This window comes from Nitrospira sp. (genome assembly GCA_024760545.1).
Lineage (GTDB): Bacteria > Nitrospirota > Nitrospiria > Nitrospirales > Nitrospiraceae > Nitrospira_D.
Genome location: CP060501.1, coordinates 2,176,604 through 2,194,001, shown reverse-complemented (window position 1 = coordinate 2,194,001; position 17,398 = coordinate 2,176,604). Strand labels below are relative to the sequence as shown.

Sequence of the window (17,398 nt, the reverse complement as noted above, 5' to 3'; positions counted from 1 at the left end):
GACATGGCATATTGTGGGACCGAAAGTGTCCCTCACAGGAAACATAGACGACTGCACGCTGGCGCTGCGCTTAGGCATTGCAGTAAATGCGCTTGAGGCGAGTCAGCGGTTCTATTTGTTCGTTAAGGACGCAGATGGCCCAGCGGGGGATCGTGATCGGTTATGGGCGTTCCTGGTCGCTGTCGGATTCATACACGAGGCGATTCAGCTCTTGCGTTCACATTTCCCTCGGGTTCGGAACTTGGCTCGAGTCGGTGGGGCAGACGATGAAACCCTCATGAGTGCTAGCCAGCTATTGGGTGGCAATCTATCAGTGAGCCGTCCTATATCGAGAATGAGGAATAAGCTGATCTTTCACTGGGACGACAACGTTATTCGGACATATGTGACCAAGTTCTCGTCCGATCGTGTGACGTGGGCCAGTGGCGTTGGAGATACGCAGGGCGAAACCGTGTTTACAGCTGCGGCCGATGCTTTAATCAACTCCGTGTTACCGGATGAACCGGGAGCGGATGCAGAACGTGATGCTGTTCGTCTTAAGGCGTTTGTCAATGATATCCCTCCAACGACAAAGCTTCTAATCCAGTTGTTCCAGCAAGCCATTATGGGCCATTGGCGCTCCTACGATATGAGGACCGAGCACGCGTCGTGATATGTCCACTGCTTAACCTCGACGGGCGGCCGGTGTGATCGTGAACTCCCGCGACTGATGCCCGAGGTTAGGTGGACTCCCTGTGTTGATGTAAGTGGTAGTCGGCTCGGCAGGCATCGCCATCATCGTGTTCATCGCATGGCGGCGAATTTGCGAGGGGCGAGTATCTTCTGAGTACTCCATGAGCGAGCACATACCTCGGCCATCGACTATCGACAAGAATGCTCTGCCGCGTGAGTTCCCGACTCACCTGCACGAGCGGACGTTCTGAGAGCAACTTGGTCGGGTTGTGGCGACGTTTGGCTTTCTCGAAGAGACCCTTGCTAAAGCGATATTCGCATTCACCGCGACATGCCCTTACGCCGAGTCCGAGATCCAGTACGCGTATACGGAGTGGGTCCCAAAGCTGGAGAGGGCACTTACGGATCAACTTGGTGGCTTGGTCAGCTCCTACGAGAGGGCGGTTCGCGATCACCCGAATGCGAAAAGCACGAACCTCGAAGAACTTCTCGAGAATGTGGGCAGGGAACAATAAAGGGGTCTGACCCCTAAACTTCCTCCGCGCACTGGTATCCGACTGCGAGAAAGCACTCAACACTGTGCTTGCCTCGCTCGGGGTCACACTCAAAAGTTAGAGGAAGGACAGCCGTGCGTGCCTATGAACTGCGGGGAGTCAGACTGGAAATGAAGCCACTGAAACCATACAGGCTTCGTCGTTGGAGAGCAGGTGGATGCAACGGTGCAGTGCGATTTTTCACATGTGCGAGGCCCGGAAGGACTGGGAAGGAAGGTAGCAAGAACGCTTACGTGTCGGACAAACTGGTTCATCGATGGGTTCTAGGATTGCCGCGACCGAAGACAGCAATCGTTTCGCTTCTTGGTTCCAAACCCGGAGGACCGAGTGAGTTCTCCTTCTATAGCTTTTGGGGCGGATTCGATTCGGCAAGCTCGCATCTGGGACAACTCTCGTTTCGAGAATGGCTTCACCATTGGCATCAGGACCTAGCGATAGAGTTGCGTGAACATCCAACGTGGGATTACACGCCGATTCCGGCAAGTAAATGCGAATTGGTAGCCTCCGATATCCGAACCCTTGCGACGTCAGGCCATACCGTCGTACTGGTTGACTCAGGTGGCCAGCAACGGTCTGGTCAAGTGTGTTTGTTTATGTCCGCCGTTGAGGACTTTGGCTAGCGATTCGGTATGCATCAAGCGATCTGCGGCTCAGCGGGAGCTTGCTAGTGTAGGCGCTTCACGCGATTATGATGCTCCGTAGCTGAAGCGGCATGTTAGGTGGTACGGCACACAATCTCCTTATTTGCAGGAGGCAGCGAGATCATGAGCGTTCAACCGATTATTTTGAGACCGGATCAGCATGAGCCCGCGTTGAATGTGGTCGGAACACAGGTGACGGTGTTGGCGTCGAACGCGGCGACGCAGAGCTATGGGATCACTTTGCAGCAGGGCGCGGAAGGAACAGGCCCTCCACCGCATCGCCACGATTGGGACGAAGCGTTCTACGTCTTGAAAGGTGAGATTCACTTCCTGTGCGATGGGAACGACTACGACTGCACAGCTGGGACTCTCGTGCACGTTCCGCGAGGAACCGTGCATGGCTTTCGTTACGGAAGTGGGGGTGGTCAGATGCTCGAGATTACCGGGCCTGGTGCGTTAGCGGCTCAGATGTTCACGGCGATCGACAAGGAGATTCCTCCTGGACCGCCGGATGTGCCAAAGCTACTTGATGTGCTCAAGCGTAATGGGGTAACTGTTGCGGTGTGACCAGCATCGCCCGCTTGACGGACACACGCTCGAGTTGAAGTAACAACGGCGCACTTTCACACTTAGAAGAAGAGGAGCAAAGCCCATGGCGGACGCAAAAGAGCAGATCACGAAAGCGGTGGAGTATCTCAAGCAGCAGCGCGACGAGCTGCAAGTCCAGCTTCATCTGGCGAAGGCGGACGCAAAGGACGAATGGGCCCGCTTAGAGAAACAGTGGGAAGAGATAAAACCAAAATTGGAGGGGGCGCGGGAGGAAGCAGGCAAGACAGCGGAATCTGTCAGCACCGCGCTGGGTCTGGCCATCGAAGAATTGAAGAAGGGTTATGAGCGGTTGAAGGGTCGGTTGTGAAGGAGACATCACGAGAGCATCGGTAAGCTCGTCGAAGATTATCAGCAAGATCGAGTTTCATTGCCGACGCCATTCAGTTAGACCCATCGGTATGGCTTGTCATTAGGAATGGTCGTCGCGTTCCAGTGATCTCAATACGCTCACCGTTTCGCTTCCCACCTGTTATACTGATTTCGTTCTGCATTCGTTCACTGTGAGAATCGCGGCATGCACACTCCAACGTGGGACGAGTTCGCCGAGCTTGCGCTCAAGCGTATTGCGGCCTCGGGTGCCGAGTACGGCGATATTCGCATTCAGGACAGCATCACGGAACAGCTCGAGGGTGAAGATCGGCGAATTGCCTCGATCCGAGACGTTCATGACCAAGGGTTCGGCGTGCGTGTGCTCTATCATGGAGCGTGGGGGTTTGCGGCGAGTTCGATTCTGTCCCTTGAAGAAGTGCCGCGGGTCGCAGATCTGGCCGTCGAGATCGCCAAGGGTTCTGCGTCGGTCGCCATCGAAAAAGTACGATTGGCGGCGGAGCCGGTTTATCGTGACCGTGTCGTCACACCGTACCGCATCGACCCGTTCAGCGTGCCGTTGGAGAAGAAGGCCGACTTGCTGCTCCAGACGATGGACACACTGCAGCGGCAATCCGGTATTGCGAGAAGCAGTGCCGGCCTGTGGGCGCGCCGGGACAAAAAGTTGTTTGTCTCGAGTGAAGGAACGCACTTGGAGTTCGATCTATTGGCGGGGCAAGGCGAGTGCTCGGCGACCGCGCTACACGAAGGCCGGTTTGCCTCGCGCAGCTTCAACACGCCTCACCTCAGGAAAGGCTATGAACTGATCGAAGAGGCGGACTTCCTGCGGGAGGCTTCGCGCGTTGCCGATCAAGCAGTCGAGAAAGTCACCGCTCCGGCGGTCGATGCCGGCCACTATGACCTGGTGCTCGACCCGGAGCATCTGTCCTTGACGATCCATGAATCCTGTGGCCATCCGAGTGAACTGGACCGCGCGATCGGGTACGAGGCCAATTACGCCGGGACCAGCTTCCTGACGACCGACAAGCGAGGCAACTTTCGCTATGGCTCACCAGCCGTGAGCCTCGTGGCCGATAACACCGAATCAGAAACACTGGCCGCGACCGGCTACGATGACGACGGGGTGATGTGCCAGCAATGGGACATTGTCCGCAACGGGATCTTCGTCGGGTACTGCACGAACCGAGAAGTGGCGCCGAAGATAGGTGAGTCTCGTTCGCGCGGCTCGAATCGGGCCGACGGCTGGGCGAATATTCCGATCGTGCGTATCGCCAATATCGGGCTCGAAGCGGGTGAGGCAACGCGCGATCAACTGATCGAAGACGTGCAACGCGGCATCTATATCGAAGGCCATGGGTCCTATAGCATCGATCAGCGCCGCTACAATTTCCAGTTCGGCGGCGATGCGTTCTGGCTGATTGAAAACGGCAGACGGACTCACATGCTGCGGGACGTGATCTATCATGGGATCACCCCGGAATTCTGGAACAGCTGCGACGGGGTTGCCGATCGGACCTCTCGCCGCCGGTACGGCTTCATTACCTGTGGGAAGGGGCAGCCGGGGCAGTCTGGGTGGATGACCCATGCCGCCTCTCCGGCAAGGTTTCGCCGCGTCCAAGTGATCAGAGGCGAAGGGAGCTCATGACCGTCCTGAGTGACAAGTGGCCGAAGATGACCAGCCACGACGAGTTCCGCTTTCTCAGCGACATGATCATGACTCGCTCGTCGGCTGACCATACGATCGTGAGTCTTCGCGATCACCATGCCGGAACGACACGGTTTGCCAACAATCAAGTCATCCAGAATGTCGATGCCCGGCGCGGTATGCTGACGATAACGGTCGCCTTTGGCGGGCGGCATGGGACGGCGAGCACCACGGATTTTACCGCCGGGTCGATCCAGGATGCGTTGGCCCGTGCCGAGCGGATCGCTCGAGTGTCACCGGCCGATCCCGAATATCTTCCGCCTCCCGCTCCTTGCCGGTTTCCCATCCGAGAGACGGCCAAATCGGAGACGGTGGCAGCGGGGCCGGTGCGACGTCTGGAATACGCCACTGAAGCGATCGGTCAATGCCGGATGGAGAATCTCATGGCCGCGGGCGTGGTGTCGTCATCAGGGACCGCGGTCGGGATCGCCGCCGAGAATGGACTGTTCGGCTATGAACGTCGAGCCGATGCGAGGTTCAGCCTGACCGTGCAAGCGGGTGATGCGACGGGGTGGAGCGCGGCAGCCCACCGGTCGATCGATCATTTAAAAGTTCAAGAGCGGACGCTCGCCGCCATTACGAAGGCGAAGCGAGGCCGTGATGCATGCGAACTCCCGGCGGGACGGTATGCCGTCATTCTTGAACCGGCCGCTGTGGCCGGCCTCTGGGCATGGTTGCTATGGTCACTGGATGCCAAGTCGTACATGAAAGGGACGAGTCCTTTCGCCGGCAAACTGGGACACACGATCGTGGACGAACGGCTGACACTTCGGAATATTCCGGATCATGCCGATCTACTTGGAGAAGGATTTACCCATGAGGGGTTGCCGAGTACGGATTCGGTGTGGATCGATCGTGGGATCTTAAAACAGCTGGTCTACGACCGATTTACGGCGAAGACCGATGGTGTGAAAATCATTCCGACATTGGAAGCCCCTGCGTTGTCGGTCGAAGGACCTCCGGCACATTCAATTCAGGACCTTATCAAGGGTGCGGAACGCGCGATTTTGGTGACAAACTTTTGGTACATCCGCCCCGTGAATCCTCGCGAGCTCATACTGACCGGCATGACCCGGGACGGCACGTTTCTGGTCGAAAAGGGAGAGGTTGTCTCGGCAGTCAAAAACTTCCGCTTTCACGAAAGCCCGCTCCAGGTATTTCGACATATCGACAGGTGGACTTCGCCGATGGAGGCGGTGAATTCAGAGACCGGTAAGATGCTGGTCCCGGCCATGGTCCTGCCTCGATTTCAGTTTTCCAGCGTGACCCGTTTTTAGCAGGGTCATGAGGAATAAGAACCTCTTGGACGGCTTATCTGGATAAAAAGATTGACTCTTTCTTCCGCCAGTAGTAGGTAATTAATTTGGACCCCGACGGAAAGTTGTTACATGGCGCAGCGATTCAACAAAGAGCCGATCAACCTCATTCATCGTATTCCCTCGCAGAAGCAGATAGACGAGGCCCGACCGACGAATGCGCCATACGGTCAACTGATGCTCGATGCCGTAGCAGTGTGCTGGCGCAAGGCGGTTGAATTCTTTGCACGTGTGACGCGGTATGAAGAAGAAACTCCGCCGCCTGTTCCTGCCGCAGCCGACCCACAGCCCATCAGCCTCACGACAGAGCAGATTGAGATCAAGCCGGATCAGCTCATGGATGGTGCGCCTAGTGCAACGGCGGGCGTAGAGCAACTCCGGGAAGCCGGAACTACCATTATCGAAGAAGCCGTGACCGAACAACAGCCGGCACCGGCTCTTGTCCAACCGGAGGAAGTCGCTGAACTGAGAGCGTTTCTTCTTGGGCAGCAGGAAGATATCGCCCGCCTCTCCACACAAATTCAGGAACTAAAATCGCTGGTGGTTTCTCAGCAGCAGGTGCTTGTCCACCTTGGGAAGGAACTCGAAGCGGGTATCTTTTCCGCGGCGGCCGGTGAGAGTATTGCCGCTTCGGCCAAACGGAATCGAGTCGTACGGAAAAAGCCGATCCTAAAGGACAAGCCGATTGCGCCTCAGGAAAGCGAAGGCCCGTCCCTCAATCTATAAACCGCGCGTGGTGTGACCGACTTGATCGCTGAGCCTGGTTCGACCCACACCCGGAGCGCTGGTACCTCTTCCCTTCCATCACGACCATCGAAGAAACCTTCGGTCGAAACCCTGTCGGCCGTCTACTCGGAATTCATCCCGAGAGTGTTTCAACCAAGAGAGGGCGAGCCCTCCTGATCCAACCCATCGATCACATAGATTACTCATTATCTAGCCAGGTCGAGGTCGTGTCTGCTACAAAGCAGTTCATGAGGATCCCTAGCCTACTGCTGTGCAGTGTGTTCTGGCTGACTCTGACTCCGCACGCCATCGGAGTGGCCGCCGAACTCCATGCGCCTTGGGTGCCGCTCTTTGACAATCTCGGCACCCACCATCACGCCATCACGACAACTTCTGAAGAGGCCCAAAAATACTTTGATCAAGGTTTGCGCTTGGTCTACGCCTTCAACCATGAAGAAGCGATTCGGGCCTTCGAAGAGGCCGCTCGTCTCGATCCGTCGGCGGCAATGGCCTACTGGGGAGTAGCACTCGCGCTGGGACCGAACATCAATGCGACGATGAGTAAGACGGACGAACGACGTGCAGGAGATGCTCTGCAGAAGGCCCGATCGCACAGCGCGCAAGCGACCGCTGCTGAACAGGCCTACATCGATGCGCTCGGCAAGCGATACAGCGGGAAGAATCATGGGCGTGCGGCTCTCGATAAGGCCTATGCGGATGCCATGCGCGCGTTATGGCGACGGTTTCCTGACGATCCGGATGCAGGGGTGTTGTTCGCTGAAGCGATGATGGACTTGAGGCCATGGGATTTGTGGACGGCGGATGGCCGCCCCAAGCCCGGCACCGAGGAAATCGTCTCCACGTTGGAGTCCATTCTGGCGCGGTTCCCGAATCATCCTGGTGCCTGCCATTTCTATATCCACAGTGTGGAAGCTTCCTCGGCTCCGGAACGGGCGCTGGACTGTGCGGAACGGTTGCCCGCGCTGATGCCGGGCGCCGGTCACTTGGTTCACATGCCCGCCCATATCTACATTAGGCTGGGACGGTACCATGAGGCCGTGGAACGCAATACGCATGCGGCAAAGGTTGATCAGGACTATCTGAACGGGAGAACATTGAGCGGCAACTATAGTGATGGCTACTACACGCACAATCTTCATTTCCTCTGGGCTTCGTTGGCGATGGAGGGACGAAGAACTGAAGCCTTGAAGGTTGCCCGCCAACTGACCGGAACGATCACCGAGGAGGAAGCGCGGAAGGATCGGTGGAAAGAACTGTACCTTCCGGTACCGTTGTGGTCGATGATCCGGTTTGGGCAATGGGACGAGCTGCTGCGTGAACCGGCCCCTCCCAAGGGGTTGCGGCTACAGCAGGCCATGTGGCGGCTGGGAAGGGGAATGGCGCTCGCGGCTTCGGGCCGCCTGCCGGGATCCGAGGGCGAACATGCGGTGCTGGCCGACATGGCGAAACGCTTCGGACGCAATCGCACTACGGAGGAGAAAACCGAACGGGCCTTGGTCAAGATCGCGGAGCGACTCCTGGCCGGTGAGATCGCGACCCATCGCAAACGATACGATGAAGCGATCAAGGCGTTGGTGGAGGCTGTCAAGCTGGAAGAGGCCCTGCCGTATGCCGAGCCTTCCTTCTGGCCGATTCCGGTTCGTCATTATCTAGGCGCGGTATTGCTGAGGGCCGGTCAACCAGGTGAGGCGGCAGTGGTCTACCGGGCTGATTTGGCCAAAAACCCCGAGAACGGCTGGGCCTACTTCGGGCTGATCCAGAGCCTCCGTGCTCAGCAGAAAGACAGTGAGGCGAACGCCATGGAAGAGCAGCTCAAGAGTATCTGGACCCACGCCGATGTGACGTTAACGTCCTCTCGATTGTAAGAATCTATACGAGCATTGTAGGAGCGCGTGATGCGATTTGTTGTAGGAGTGATGGGGCCGGCGAAAGCGGCAAAAAGGGATCTCGATAATGCGCGCGTCCTTGGAGAATTCATTGCGCGGCGCGGCTGGGTCGTCTTGACGGGTGGCCGTGACGTCGGGGTGATGGATGCCGCCTGTGAAGGCGCCAAACGGGTCGGCGGAAGCTTGACCATCGGGATCCTGCCCACGGCCAAGGACAAGGTGTCTCGCCATGTGGATGTGTCGATCATCACGGAAATGGGGAGCGGCCGTAACAACATCAATGTCTTGACGAGCCACGTGGTCGTGGCGTGCGGGCTGACTGGATCAGGGACTGTGTCGGAGGTCGCTCTGGCGGTGAAAGCCGGCAAGCCCGTCATTCTCGTGGAAGCCTCGTCAGCCGACGTGGCCTTCTTCCGCAAACTCGACAAGCGATTAGTCAATGCGGCGGCATCCCCGGAAGAAGCGATTGAGCTCATCATGAAGCTCATGGATGGGCGTCAACGCCGCGCGCGCCGGGCGGACCCGGACCTCTATCCCTATCTGCCTGTGTGAAGACCGAGGGACGCCCACCCACCTTTCCATCGATCGCCGTAGTAAGATGTAAGAATCGTCACCCTGGGACGACGATGGAGGGGGAGGACGCAATCATGGCTATTCGGCGACAACTGACATTCCTCGCAGTTGGTTTACTGACCTGGGCGACGCTTTTTACTTGGCCTTGGAGCGGATCACTGAGCGCGGCGACCACCGCGAAAGCGTACTTTGCGGGCGGTTGTTTCTGGTCCATGGAATTGGCTTTTGAGAAAGTTGATGGCGTGCTCGGAGTGGTCTCCGGCTACATGGGCGGCACGGTCGCCAATCCCACCTATGAACAGGTCTCAGCGGGGAAAACGGGGCACGCGGAGTCCGTCGAGGTGACCTATGACCCTTCGAAGGTCAGTTATCAGAAACTATTGGATGCTTTCTGGCACAACAGCGACCCCATTACGCCGAACGGGCAATTCTGCGACTTTGGCAATCAATACCGATCGGTCGTGTTCTATACGACCGATGACGAAAGGCGGCTTTCGGAAGAATCCAAGAGCGCGCTCGATCAATCCAAACGGCTCCCTGCCCCGATCGTGACCCAATTGGTCAAGGCATCAGCCTTCTATCCAGCCGAGGACTATCACCAGGATTTCTACAAGAAGAACCCGATCCGATATAAGTACTATAAAATCGGATGCGGCCGAGACCAACGGTTGGAAGCGCTCTGGGGGAAGCCGTAGGTCCGGGTATTCGTGAAATGCATTCTCTAAGAGTCCTCAGGATGAAAGCCGTTCCATCCTGAGGACGGATACTTCCTCCATCGTTCTGCGCTTCTGCCACTAGTCACTAACCTTCACACGTTCCAGGCCGGAATCTATCCTCCGAACCGAGAGCGGTCCGTATCTGTTCGACCATTGTTCACGAGTCTGAAGATAGCACAAAATACTTACTGTACTACACGTCAGTATATGGTATTGCTTGAATAGCTGCAGTATGGTCGCGACGGATGGAGAGTACAGACGGTCGACTGTCTGTTGCCTCATGGCAGCTCTCCGCAGCGAGTCGGTGCAAGTCGTGTGTGAATGATGGGGACTTCGGGAACGATGCCAAGTAGTAGCGCCGGGTTTTCAGATGACACCTGAGGAGCAGGTGAGACATAAAGCGAGTATCACCCTGTTCGCCTATCTCGCTGCGGCGTATGGTGCCGTCTGCACGGTATTGTTGTTCTTTCTGCCGGAGGGCGCTCAGAGTTCGGGACAGTTCTTGGTGATGTCGATATTCAGCATCGGTGGTTTTTGCAGTCTCTATAGCTGGTTGTTATTGCTCCTCTTAACAACACAACAAGGCGAAGAGCGAGAACGGACCGAGCGACGCCTTAAGCTGGTTTCCTTGACAGGAATCATGCTGGTTGTCACTCTCTTCGTAGCCTTGCTCGTCGTGTAGCCTCCAGAAGAATGGGCTCTTTGCCGTCAAACGCCGAACCGAAGTCTGCGGCACGACTTCTTTGTTCGCCGAACCAGCAAGACCATCAACAGTACGACCTATTTCGTCTACGACAGTTGAATTCGGTCCAGGGAAAGGGCGGGGCAACGTGATTGAGTGGGGCTGCTATTCCGACTTGACCTTCATGATCAAGCCTCGCAGCCGTTCACGTTGGGCGAGGCGAATCATCGTGAACTCCAGTCCGAATTGTTTGCCGTCGAGCCACCGCACAATCGCCTGATCGACGCGCAGGGGCCACTTAAAATCTGGAAGGAACAGCGACAGCTTCAACGACGTCCCGATCTTCAATTCCACCTCGGATTCCGCGCGGCAGCCGTTCGTCGACACGTCAAGCAGCGTCGCCTCACCCTCAAAGTCATCTTCCCCGAAGAAGAACATGCGGCACGAGAGGGGGATTCTCCGCCCTCGCCGGTCTTGCAGGTTCGCGCCTTCCTCACCGTCGGGTGAAGACTTGCGGGCTGCCTTTGATGTCATCGTACCGGTCCTTTCCTTGGACAAATACTGGTTTAATCGATTCGTATCATCTTCTTGAGAGCGACTGGTTGTAGTGTATGCGATGGGATGCTATCGGCAAGACAAAACGGTATTTGGTAGCTATTTGTCCGCCTGTCCCATCAACGTTCCGGATCGTGCGGGCATCTTGACGCGGCCGCGATCCTCTGCGACAAAGGAGGCTGGCGAAAGGGGATGAGCTCGTGGCACGAAGGGTAAGTCAGCGGATGGCCGATCTGGCCCAATCGGAAATTCGGGCGATGACCCAGGCTTGCGCGAGTCTGAAGGGGCTCAACATGGCGCAGGGGGTCTGCGATACGCCGGTTCCTCCGGTCGTGCTGGCAGGCGCCGAGCACGCCATCCGAGAAGGGCACAACGTGTACACCCGCTTCGACGGGTTACCGGAGTTGCGGCAGGCCATCGCCAAGAAGCTGGCCAACTATAACGGGATTCAAGCCGACCCGGACACGGAGGTCACGGTCAGCGCGGGGGCTACCGGTGCATTTCACTGTGCCTGCGCGGCCCTGCTCAATCCCGGTGACGAAGTCATCCTGTTCGAGCCGTACTACCAATATCATATCAGTGCGCTCGTGGCTGTGGAGGCGATTCCGGTCGTGGTGCATATGCAGGCCCCGGCATGGACGTACTCGTTGAGTCAGCTTGAGCAGGTGGTGACTCCCAACACGAAGGCGATCATCGTCAATTCTCCCGGCAACCCATCGGGTAAGGTGTTCAGTCGAGTGGAATTGGAAGCGCTGGCGGAGTTTGCGTGCCGGCACGATCTTTTCGTGTTGACTGACGAAATTTACGAATACTTTCTCTATGACGGACGAAGCCATCTCAGCATGGCTGCGTTGCCAGGCATGGCCGAACGAACGGTGACGATCGGCGGTTACTCCAAGACCTTCAGCGTGACCGGTTGGCGCATCGGGTACAGTGTGGCGGCCCAACCATGGGCGCAGGCCATCGGGGCTATGAACGATTTACTCTACGTGTGCGCTCCTGCGCCGCTCCAAATGGGTGTGGCTCAGGGCATCAGAGAATTGCCCGACAGTTTCTATCGGGGCTTGGCGCATGACTACCAGAACAAGCGCGACAGGTTTTGCAGCGCGCTTGCCAACGCGGGGCTCGCGCCGTCGATCCCGCAAGGGGCCTATTACGTGTTGGCGGACGTCTCCCGGCTTCCGGGTGATACAGGGAAGGCGCGCGCCATGCACCTGTTGAAACATACCGGTGTGGCCGGTGTACCGGGAGAGGCCTTTTTCTCCGGCCAGGCAGGTACGAACTTCATTCGCTTCAGTTACGCGAAGACGGATCCTGATCTCGATGAGGCCTGTCGGCGTTTGACTCAAGCCGCTTTTTAAAGCGGCTCGTCATCGCCTCCGGCGACCGACCGAGTCAGACGTTTGAGCTGTCGTGAGAGGGCATCCGGACAGTGCGAGCTGGTGGCGACGATCCCGCGATAGCGAGGTTCGGGCCGGTTGAAGGTCAGAGCGAGTCCACTCCCATCCGATATAGCCCCGCCGGCTTCTGCGATCAAGAGTGTTCCGGCTGCAACATCCCACTCATTTTCAGGCTCCAGGGTCGCGGCACCATGGAGACGGCCGCTCGCGGACAGTGCGAGCGCCCACGCGATGGAACGCATGGGACGACTGTCGGCATGCGGCTCAAGCGACGTGAAGCGGCCGATTTGGCGCTCCCACGGGCTCAGGGCAATGACCGGCAGTTGGTCGCCGTGCTGTGCCTGTGGGGTCACCGGTTTGTCATTGAGATAAAGCCCTCCGTCTCTGGTGGCACTGAACAATTCACCGGTCGAAGGGTTGAAAACGGCTGCCACGATCGGCCGGCCTTGCTCGACGAGGGCGACAGAGATACAGAATTCGGGCTCACCACGGATGAACGCTTTCGTTCCATCGATCGGATCAACGACCCAGACCCGTATTTTGCGAAGCCGATCCAGATCGTCCGGCGACTCCTCCGACAACCATCCATCGAGAGGAAACGCCGACTGCAGGCGAGATTGGAGAATCTGATTTACGGCCAGGTCTGCCGAAGTCACCGGCGAATGATCCAGCTTCTTGATCGTCTCAAATCCTTCGACGGCGTAGCGTAACGCTTCCGTCCCGGCCGCTCGGATCGCCTCGATCAAGACATTCAGTTCGTCATCCCAAGCCATGACACGAGAGTACCAAGCCTTGAGGCGGAAGAAAAGAATCGATCTCGTACGCACCTTGACCTGGCATGAGAATGTGCGTACAAGCTCGCTACCATGAAGCTGGTTCAGAAGCGGTCAAAGAAGACCGGGCTGTCGCCCGGGACACTCATCCATATCGGTGAGACGCGAACCAACCCCGTTCGCATTACGCTGTTCAGTTACGCCGGCGCACGGTGCGAGGAGCGCGTCGTCACGGACGTCAATGAGCTCCGACCGCCTGTCGATGAGACGGTCGCCTGGGTCAATGTCGGTGGTGTCCATCAGATCGACGTCCTGGAAGCCTTCGGGAAACATTTCAACCTTCACCCTCTTCTGCTGGAAGACATTGCGAATACCGATCAGCGTCCCAAGCTCGACGACTATGACACCTATTTCTTTCTCGTGATGAAGATGCTCACGACCACTGATCAAGGAGACATTCTGGTCGAGCAGATCAGTTTTGTCATGGGGCGCAATTATGTTCTCTCGTTCCAGGAGAATGGGACCGATGTGTTTAACTCGGTTCGGGATCGCCTTAAGGGCGGCAAGGGCCGCCTCCGGCAAAACGGTTCGGACTATCTTCTGTATGCGCTCATCGATGCCGTGGTCGACCAGTATTTCGCCGTTCTCGAAATGCTCGGCGAACGGATTGAATCGCTGCAGGAGCGGGTGGTGGCCGATCCGAAGCCGGAGACGCTCAGGGACATTCACGCGCTGAAACGGCAGTTGTTATTCGTGCGCCGAGCCATCTGGCCGTTGCGGGAAGCGATCAACAACCTGTCTCGTTCGGACTGCCCTTTTCTGCATGAGCCCACCAGGGTGTTTTTCCGAGATGTCTATGACCATGTGGTGCAGATCGTCGACACGATCGAGACGTTGCGTGAAATGGTCTCGTCGAGTCTGGATATCTATCTCTCAAGCGTCAGTTATCGGCTGAACGCCGTCATGCGAGTGCTGACGGTGATTACCACGATTTTCATGCCGCTCAGCTTCATCGCCGGCATCTATGGCATGAATTTCGAGTACATGCCGGAGCTGAAATGGCACTGGGGTTACCCGATGGCGCTGGGGATCATGGGAATGGTGGCGGTGATCATGCTTGTGGGGTTCCGTCGAAAAAAGTGGCTATAAAGGAGTCGGCCCGACCTATTCTTGGATTTCTACTTGATCCACGAAATAGGTGGTCTCACCGAAGCAGGTGGTCGGAATATAGCGATACTCTTTATAATGCAGGATCACTCGTTTTCCCATTACCGCTGACAATTGTGTCGCGACCTTGTCGTCCCAGATCGTGAATTGCCAGAGGACGGGGGCCGTGCCCGGCACGGTCGTCATCGCCAATTCCCCTTCATAAGACTTGCAGAGCCAACCTTTCTTGGAGAATTTCTGAATGTAGCCGGCTCGGCTCCCATCGGAATAGGTCCAATTGAAGGCAACGGTCAGGTAGGCGGCGCCTACGAAAAACACGATGGTCAAGAACAGCTTCGGGATAGAAGACCAGCGCATCGGCATCTTCTCCGCTATGAGCGCAGATCAGTGAACAGCCAAGGCGCCTCGGCCTTTCGACGGATCTCATAGGCCGTGATCGCCTTCTCATGCTGGAGCGTAAGGCCGATCGAATCCAGCCCTCGATACAGGCAATCCTTTCGGAAGGGGTCGATCTCAAACCGATACGTGGTTCCGTTCGGGGTGGTCACTGTTTGGTGCCCCAAGTCTACGGCGAGCCGGTAGCCTTCGGTGTCCATCACGTCCTTCATGAGCGGGAGCACTTCCTCCGGTTTCAACACCACGGGAAGGATGCCGTTTTGAAAACAGTTGTTGTAGAAAATATCCGCGAAGCTCGGAGCGATGATGCACCGGAATCCTTGATCCAACAACGCCCACGGGGCGTGCTCACGGGATGAGCCGCAGCCGAAATTGTCGCGGGTCAAGAGGATCGACGCGCCCTGATACCGGGGCTGATTTAAAAAGAAGGAGGGATCAGGCGAGCCATCCTTGAGTTTCCGCCAGTCAAAGAACAACCCCTCGCGCAATCCCGTGCGCTTGATGGTTTTGAGAAACTGCTTCGGAATGACCTGGTCGGTGTCGACGTTCACACGATCCAGCGGAGCGACAAGACCGGTCAGTGTGGTGAAGGGTTCCATAATATCCAATCAGACGATAGGTAAATGTTGTACTCGAAGGGCCTTGCGCGATCAGCTCCAGTGGCGGATATCGACAAAATGTCCTTCAATGGCTGCGGCGACTGCCATGGCCGGAGATACCAAGTGAGTCCGCCCGCCCGCTCCCTGGCGACCTTCAAAATTCCGGTTGCTCGTGGAGGCGCACCGCTCGCCAGGCTTCAGGACATCGGCATTCATGGCGAGACACATGCTGCATCCGGCCTCCCGCCACTCGAACCCGGCCTCGCGGAAGACTCGGTCGAGGCCTTCCGCCTCCGCCTGTTGCTTGACGAGCCCTGATCCAGGCACCACCATGGCGTGGACGGTCTTTGCGACCTTCTTGCCCTTTGCGAAGCCGGCCGCGAGGCGAAGATCTTCGATCCGTGAGTTCGTGCATGAGCCGATGAAGACCTTGTCAATTCGAATATCCGTAATCGGCATATTGGGTAAAAGCCCCATGTAGGCCAACGCCCGCTCGGTGGCATTCTTTGTCTTCTCGTCGGACATCGTTCGAGGGTCCGGAACGTTCTCGTCCACACCGATGACCATACCGGGACTGGTGCCCCAGCTGACCTGCGGCGCGATCTGTTCCGCTTGCAGGATGACCGTTGAATCATACGTCGCGCTCGCATCCGTCTTGAGTGTTTGCCATACCTGGACGGCCTGTTCAAAGAGCGCTCCCTGTGGGGCGAGCGGCCGGCCTTTGATGTACGCGAACGTCTTGTCGTCGGGAGCGACGATCCCTGCACGGGCTCCCCCCTCGATCGACATGTTGCACAGGGTCATCCGACCTTCCATGCTGAGCGCGCGAATGGCGGAGCCGGTGTATTCGATCACGTAGCCCGTTCCTCCGGCCGTGCCGATCTTCCCGATGATCGCAAGAATAATATCCTTGGCCGAGCAGCGGTCGGAAAGGGCCCCATCGACGCGTATCTCCATCGTCTTGGGCCGCTTCTGTAATAAACATTGCGTGGCCAAGACGTGCTCTACTTCGCTGGTGCCGATACCGAATGCCAAGGCTCCAAACGCCCCGTGAGTCGATGTGTGGGAGTCGCCGCACACGATTGTCGTTCCGGGGAGGGTGAATCCCTGCTCGGGGCCGATCACATGCACGATGCCTTGGCGGATGTCGCTCATGTTGAACAGGGTGATGCCGAAGTCCTTGCAGTTATCTTCGAGTGTTTGAATCTGAAGCGCGCTCACTTGATCGGCGATGCCCAGCCGCCGGTCCGTGGTAGGCACATTGTGATCCGGCACAGCAAGTGTTGCCGCCGGTCGCCGTGGGCGCCGCCCTGAAAGCTTCAACCCCTCGAACGCCTGGGGAGACGTCACTTCATGCACCAGCTGGCGGTCGATATAGAGCAGCGTCGTTCCGTCGGCTTCCGCCCGTACGACATGGGAATCCCAGATTTTGTCGAACAGTGTCTTGCCCGTCATCAGTACCCCTGGTTGTTTCAGATGAGAGCGCCATTATACAGAGAAGTCCCATGGTCTTGACAAGGTGCCCGTGAAGCTTGCCCTGCCTCGCGAGTCGTGGTACCACCTCCCCGATGAACACGGCACAGTGGGACAACTCGGGGATCGTGGAATGGAGTCAGCAGCTGTTGGACAGCTATCGCCGTTGGATGGGAAAAGAATTGATCGAGCGGGCCGGTGACGCGAGACGACAGGCACGTACGTTGTTCGAGGCATCTTTTATCGTCGTGTCTCATGGCGTGGAGCTGGACCCGATCTTGAACTATGGCAATCAGGCGGCCTTGAGCTTATGGGAGCTCTCCTGGGATCAATTCATCAAGACGCCGTCGCGACTTACGACCGAGCCAGGTAACCGCGCCGAGCGAGAATGGATGTTGGAGCACGCCAAGATCAATGGGTACTTCGACGGATATCGAGGGGTCAGAATTTCATCGACCGGCCGGCGTTTCCTTGTCGAGCGGGCGTTGATCTGGAATGTGATCGATTCCGCGGGGACGCCGATCGGTCAAGCAGCTACCTTCTCACAGTGGTCGAAGGTGCCGTGAGAAGGCAACCTTACCGATCGGCAACCGATTCTGCGGCTCAC

General features: G+C 57.3%; 18 protein-coding genes. 13 read left to right on the top strand and 5 right to left on the bottom strand.

Going from position 1 to position 17,398, the window contains the following annotated elements; genetic code table 11:
* Nucleotides 1–13 precede the first annotated feature (13 nt).
* The 10 genes from H8K03_10400 (at nucleotide 14) to H8K03_10355 (ending at nucleotide 10,428) form a co-directional block, all read left to right on the top strand.
* Nucleotides 14–652 carry a hypothetical protein gene (locus tag H8K03_10400; protein UVT22266.1) on the top strand — a complete coding sequence of 213 codons (639 nt, stop codon included), beginning with the start codon at nucleotides 14–16 and terminating at the stop codon, nucleotides 650–652.
* A 1,338-nt stretch (nucleotides 653–1,990) separates the two neighbouring features.
* Complete coding sequence (locus H8K03_10395) at nucleotides 1,991–2,434, top strand: cupin domain-containing protein (protein ID UVT22265.1); 444 nt, start codon at nucleotides 1,991–1,993, stop codon at nucleotides 2,432–2,434.
* An 85-nt stretch (nucleotides 2,435–2,519) separates the two neighbouring features.
* Nucleotides 2,520–2,783: a hypothetical protein gene (locus H8K03_10390; protein UVT22264.1), complete on the top strand. Its 264-nt coding sequence runs from the start codon at nucleotides 2,520–2,522 to the stop codon at nucleotides 2,781–2,783.
* Between the two features lie 207 nt (nucleotides 2,784–2,990).
* The gene (locus tag H8K03_10385; protein UVT22263.1) at nucleotides 2,991–4,448 is read left to right on the top strand and encodes a TldD/PmbA family protein; all 1,458 of its coding nucleotides are present in this window, start codon (nucleotides 2,991–2,993) and stop codon (nucleotides 4,446–4,448) included.
* Nucleotides 4,445–5,785 carry a TldD/PmbA family protein gene (locus H8K03_10380; protein ID UVT22262.1) on the top strand — a complete coding sequence of 447 codons (1,341 nt, stop codon included), beginning with the start codon at nucleotides 4,445–4,447 and terminating at the stop codon, nucleotides 5,783–5,785. The genes H8K03_10385 and H8K03_10380 overlap by 4 nt, the downstream gene beginning before the upstream one ends.
* Nucleotides 5,786–5,896: 111 nt before the next feature.
* Complete coding sequence (locus H8K03_10375) at nucleotides 5,897–6,550, top strand: hypothetical protein (protein ID UVT22261.1); 654 nt, start codon at nucleotides 5,897–5,899, stop codon at nucleotides 6,548–6,550.
* Between the two features lie 248 nt (nucleotides 6,551–6,798).
* Nucleotides 6,799–8,436, top strand: a complete 1,638-nt coding sequence (locus H8K03_10370) for a hypothetical protein (protein UVT22260.1) — start codon at nucleotides 6,799–6,801, stop codon at nucleotides 8,434–8,436.
* 27 nt (nucleotides 8,437–8,463) lie between these two features.
* A complete protein-coding gene (locus tag H8K03_10365) occupies nucleotides 8,464–9,009 on the top strand; it encodes an LOG family protein (GenBank protein ID UVT22259.1) in 546 nt (181 codons plus the stop codon).
* Nucleotides 9,010–9,104: 95 nt separating this feature from the next.
* Complete coding sequence (gene msrA / locus H8K03_10360) at nucleotides 9,105–9,725, top strand: peptide-methionine (S)-S-oxide reductase MsrA (GenBank protein UVT22258.1); 621 nt, start codon at nucleotides 9,105–9,107, stop codon at nucleotides 9,723–9,725.
* Between the two features lie 409 nt (nucleotides 9,726–10,134).
* Nucleotides 10,135–10,428, top strand: coding sequence for a hypothetical protein (locus H8K03_10355; protein ID UVT22257.1), 294 nt, complete (start codon nucleotides 10,135–10,137; stop codon nucleotides 10,426–10,428).
* A gap of 165 nt (nucleotides 10,429–10,593) precedes the next feature.
* On the opposite strand, the gene H8K03_10350 is transcribed toward H8K03_10355, so the two are convergent.
* Nucleotides 10,594–10,962, bottom strand: a complete 369-nt coding sequence (locus H8K03_10350; protein UVT22256.1) for a PilZ domain-containing protein — start codon at nucleotides 10,960–10,962, stop codon at nucleotides 10,594–10,596.
* A 245-nt stretch (nucleotides 10,963–11,207) separates the two neighbouring features.
* Here H8K03_10350 and H8K03_10345 point away from each other — a divergent pair, with 245 nt between their 5' ends.
* Nucleotides 11,208–12,344, top strand: a complete 1,137-nt coding sequence (locus tag H8K03_10345; GenBank protein ID UVT22443.1) for an aminotransferase class I/II-fold pyridoxal phosphate-dependent enzyme — start codon at nucleotides 11,208–11,210, stop codon at nucleotides 12,342–12,344.
* Here H8K03_10345 and H8K03_10340 read toward each other — a convergent pair.
* Nucleotides 12,341–13,156, bottom strand: a complete 816-nt coding sequence (locus H8K03_10340) for a 3'(2'),5'-bisphosphate nucleotidase CysQ (protein UVT22255.1) — start codon at nucleotides 13,154–13,156, stop codon at nucleotides 12,341–12,343. The genes H8K03_10345 and H8K03_10340 overlap by 4 nt on opposite strands.
* 93 nt (nucleotides 13,157–13,249) lie before the next feature.
* Here H8K03_10340 and corA point away from each other — a divergent pair, with 93 nt between their 5' ends.
* On the top strand, nucleotides 13,250–14,305 hold the full coding sequence (gene corA / locus H8K03_10335; protein ID UVT22254.1) for a magnesium/cobalt transporter CorA: 1,056 nt from the start codon (nucleotides 13,250–13,252) through the stop codon (nucleotides 14,303–14,305).
* A gap of 15 nt (nucleotides 14,306–14,320) precedes the next feature.
* Here corA and H8K03_10330 read toward each other — a convergent pair whose 3' ends face one another.
* The 3 genes from H8K03_10330 to leuC are packed head-to-tail and all read right to left on the bottom strand — an operon-like array spanning nucleotide 14,321 to nucleotide 16,773.
* Nucleotides 14,321–14,680 (bottom strand): hypothetical protein, encoded by a 360-nt coding sequence (locus H8K03_10330; protein ID UVT22253.1) that lies wholly within the window; start codon nucleotides 14,678–14,680, stop codon nucleotides 14,321–14,323.
* A 14-nt stretch (nucleotides 14,681–14,694) separates the two neighbouring features.
* Nucleotides 14,695–15,318: a 3-isopropylmalate dehydratase small subunit gene (leuD, locus tag H8K03_10325; GenBank protein UVT22252.1), complete on the bottom strand. Its 624-nt coding sequence runs from the start codon at nucleotides 15,316–15,318 to the stop codon at nucleotides 14,695–14,697.
* 51 nt (nucleotides 15,319–15,369) lie between these two features.
* On the bottom strand, nucleotides 15,370–16,773 hold the full coding sequence (leuC, locus tag H8K03_10320) for a 3-isopropylmalate dehydratase large subunit (GenBank protein UVT22251.1): 1,404 nt from the start codon (nucleotides 16,771–16,773) through the stop codon (nucleotides 15,370–15,372).
* Nucleotides 16,774–16,886: 113 nt separating this feature from the next.
* Here leuC and H8K03_10315 point away from each other — a divergent pair, with 113 nt between their 5' ends.
* Nucleotides 16,887–17,357, top strand: a complete 471-nt coding sequence (locus tag H8K03_10315; GenBank protein ID UVT22250.1) for an MEKHLA domain-containing protein — start codon at nucleotides 16,887–16,889, stop codon at nucleotides 17,355–17,357.
* Nucleotides 17,358–17,398 lie beyond the last annotated feature (41 nt).

Coding starts and splice junctions, on each gene's coding strand:
- H8K03_10395 (UVT22265.1), top strand. CDS start 1,991: ATGAGCGTTCAACCGATTATTTTGAGACCGGATCAGCATGAGCCCGCG.
- H8K03_10390 (UVT22264.1), top strand. CDS start 2,520: ATGGCGGACGCAAAAGAGCAGATCACGAAAGCGGTGGAGTATCTCAAG.
- H8K03_10385 (UVT22263.1), top strand. CDS start 2,991: ATGCACACTCCAACGTGGGACGAGTTCGCCGAGCTTGCGCTCAAGCGT.
- H8K03_10380 (UVT22262.1), top strand. CDS start 4,445: ATGACCGTCCTGAGTGACAAGTGGCCGAAGATGACCAGCCACGACGAG.
- H8K03_10375 (UVT22261.1), top strand. CDS start 5,897: ATGGCGCAGCGATTCAACAAAGAGCCGATCAACCTCATTCATCGTATT.
- H8K03_10370 (UVT22260.1), top strand. CDS start 6,799: ATGAGGATCCCTAGCCTACTGCTGTGCAGTGTGTTCTGGCTGACTCTG.
- msrA (UVT22258.1), top strand. CDS start 9,105: ATGGCTATTCGGCGACAACTGACATTCCTCGCAGTTGGTTTACTGACC.
- H8K03_10350 (UVT22256.1), bottom strand. CDS start 10,962: ATGACATCAAAGGCAGCCCGCAAGTCTTCACCCGACGGTGAGGAAGGC.
- H8K03_10345 (UVT22443.1), top strand. CDS start 11,208: ATGGCCGATCTGGCCCAATCGGAAATTCGGGCGATGACCCAGGCTTGC.
- H8K03_10340 (UVT22255.1), bottom strand. CDS start 13,156: ATGGCTTGGGATGACGAACTGAATGTCTTGATCGAGGCGATCCGAGCG.
- corA (UVT22254.1), top strand. CDS start 13,250: ATGAAGCTGGTTCAGAAGCGGTCAAAGAAGACCGGGCTGTCGCCCGGG.
- H8K03_10330 (UVT22253.1), bottom strand. CDS start 14,680: ATGCGCTGGTCTTCTATCCCGAAGCTGTTCTTGACCATCGTGTTTTTC.
- leuD (UVT22252.1), bottom strand. CDS start 15,318: ATGGAACCCTTCACCACACTGACCGGTCTTGTCGCTCCGCTGGATCGT.
- leuC (UVT22251.1), bottom strand. CDS start 16,773: ATGACGGGCAAGACACTGTTCGACAAAATCTGGGATTCCCATGTCGTA.
- H8K03_10315 (UVT22250.1), top strand. CDS start 16,887: ATGAACACGGCACAGTGGGACAACTCGGGGATCGTGGAATGGAGTCAG.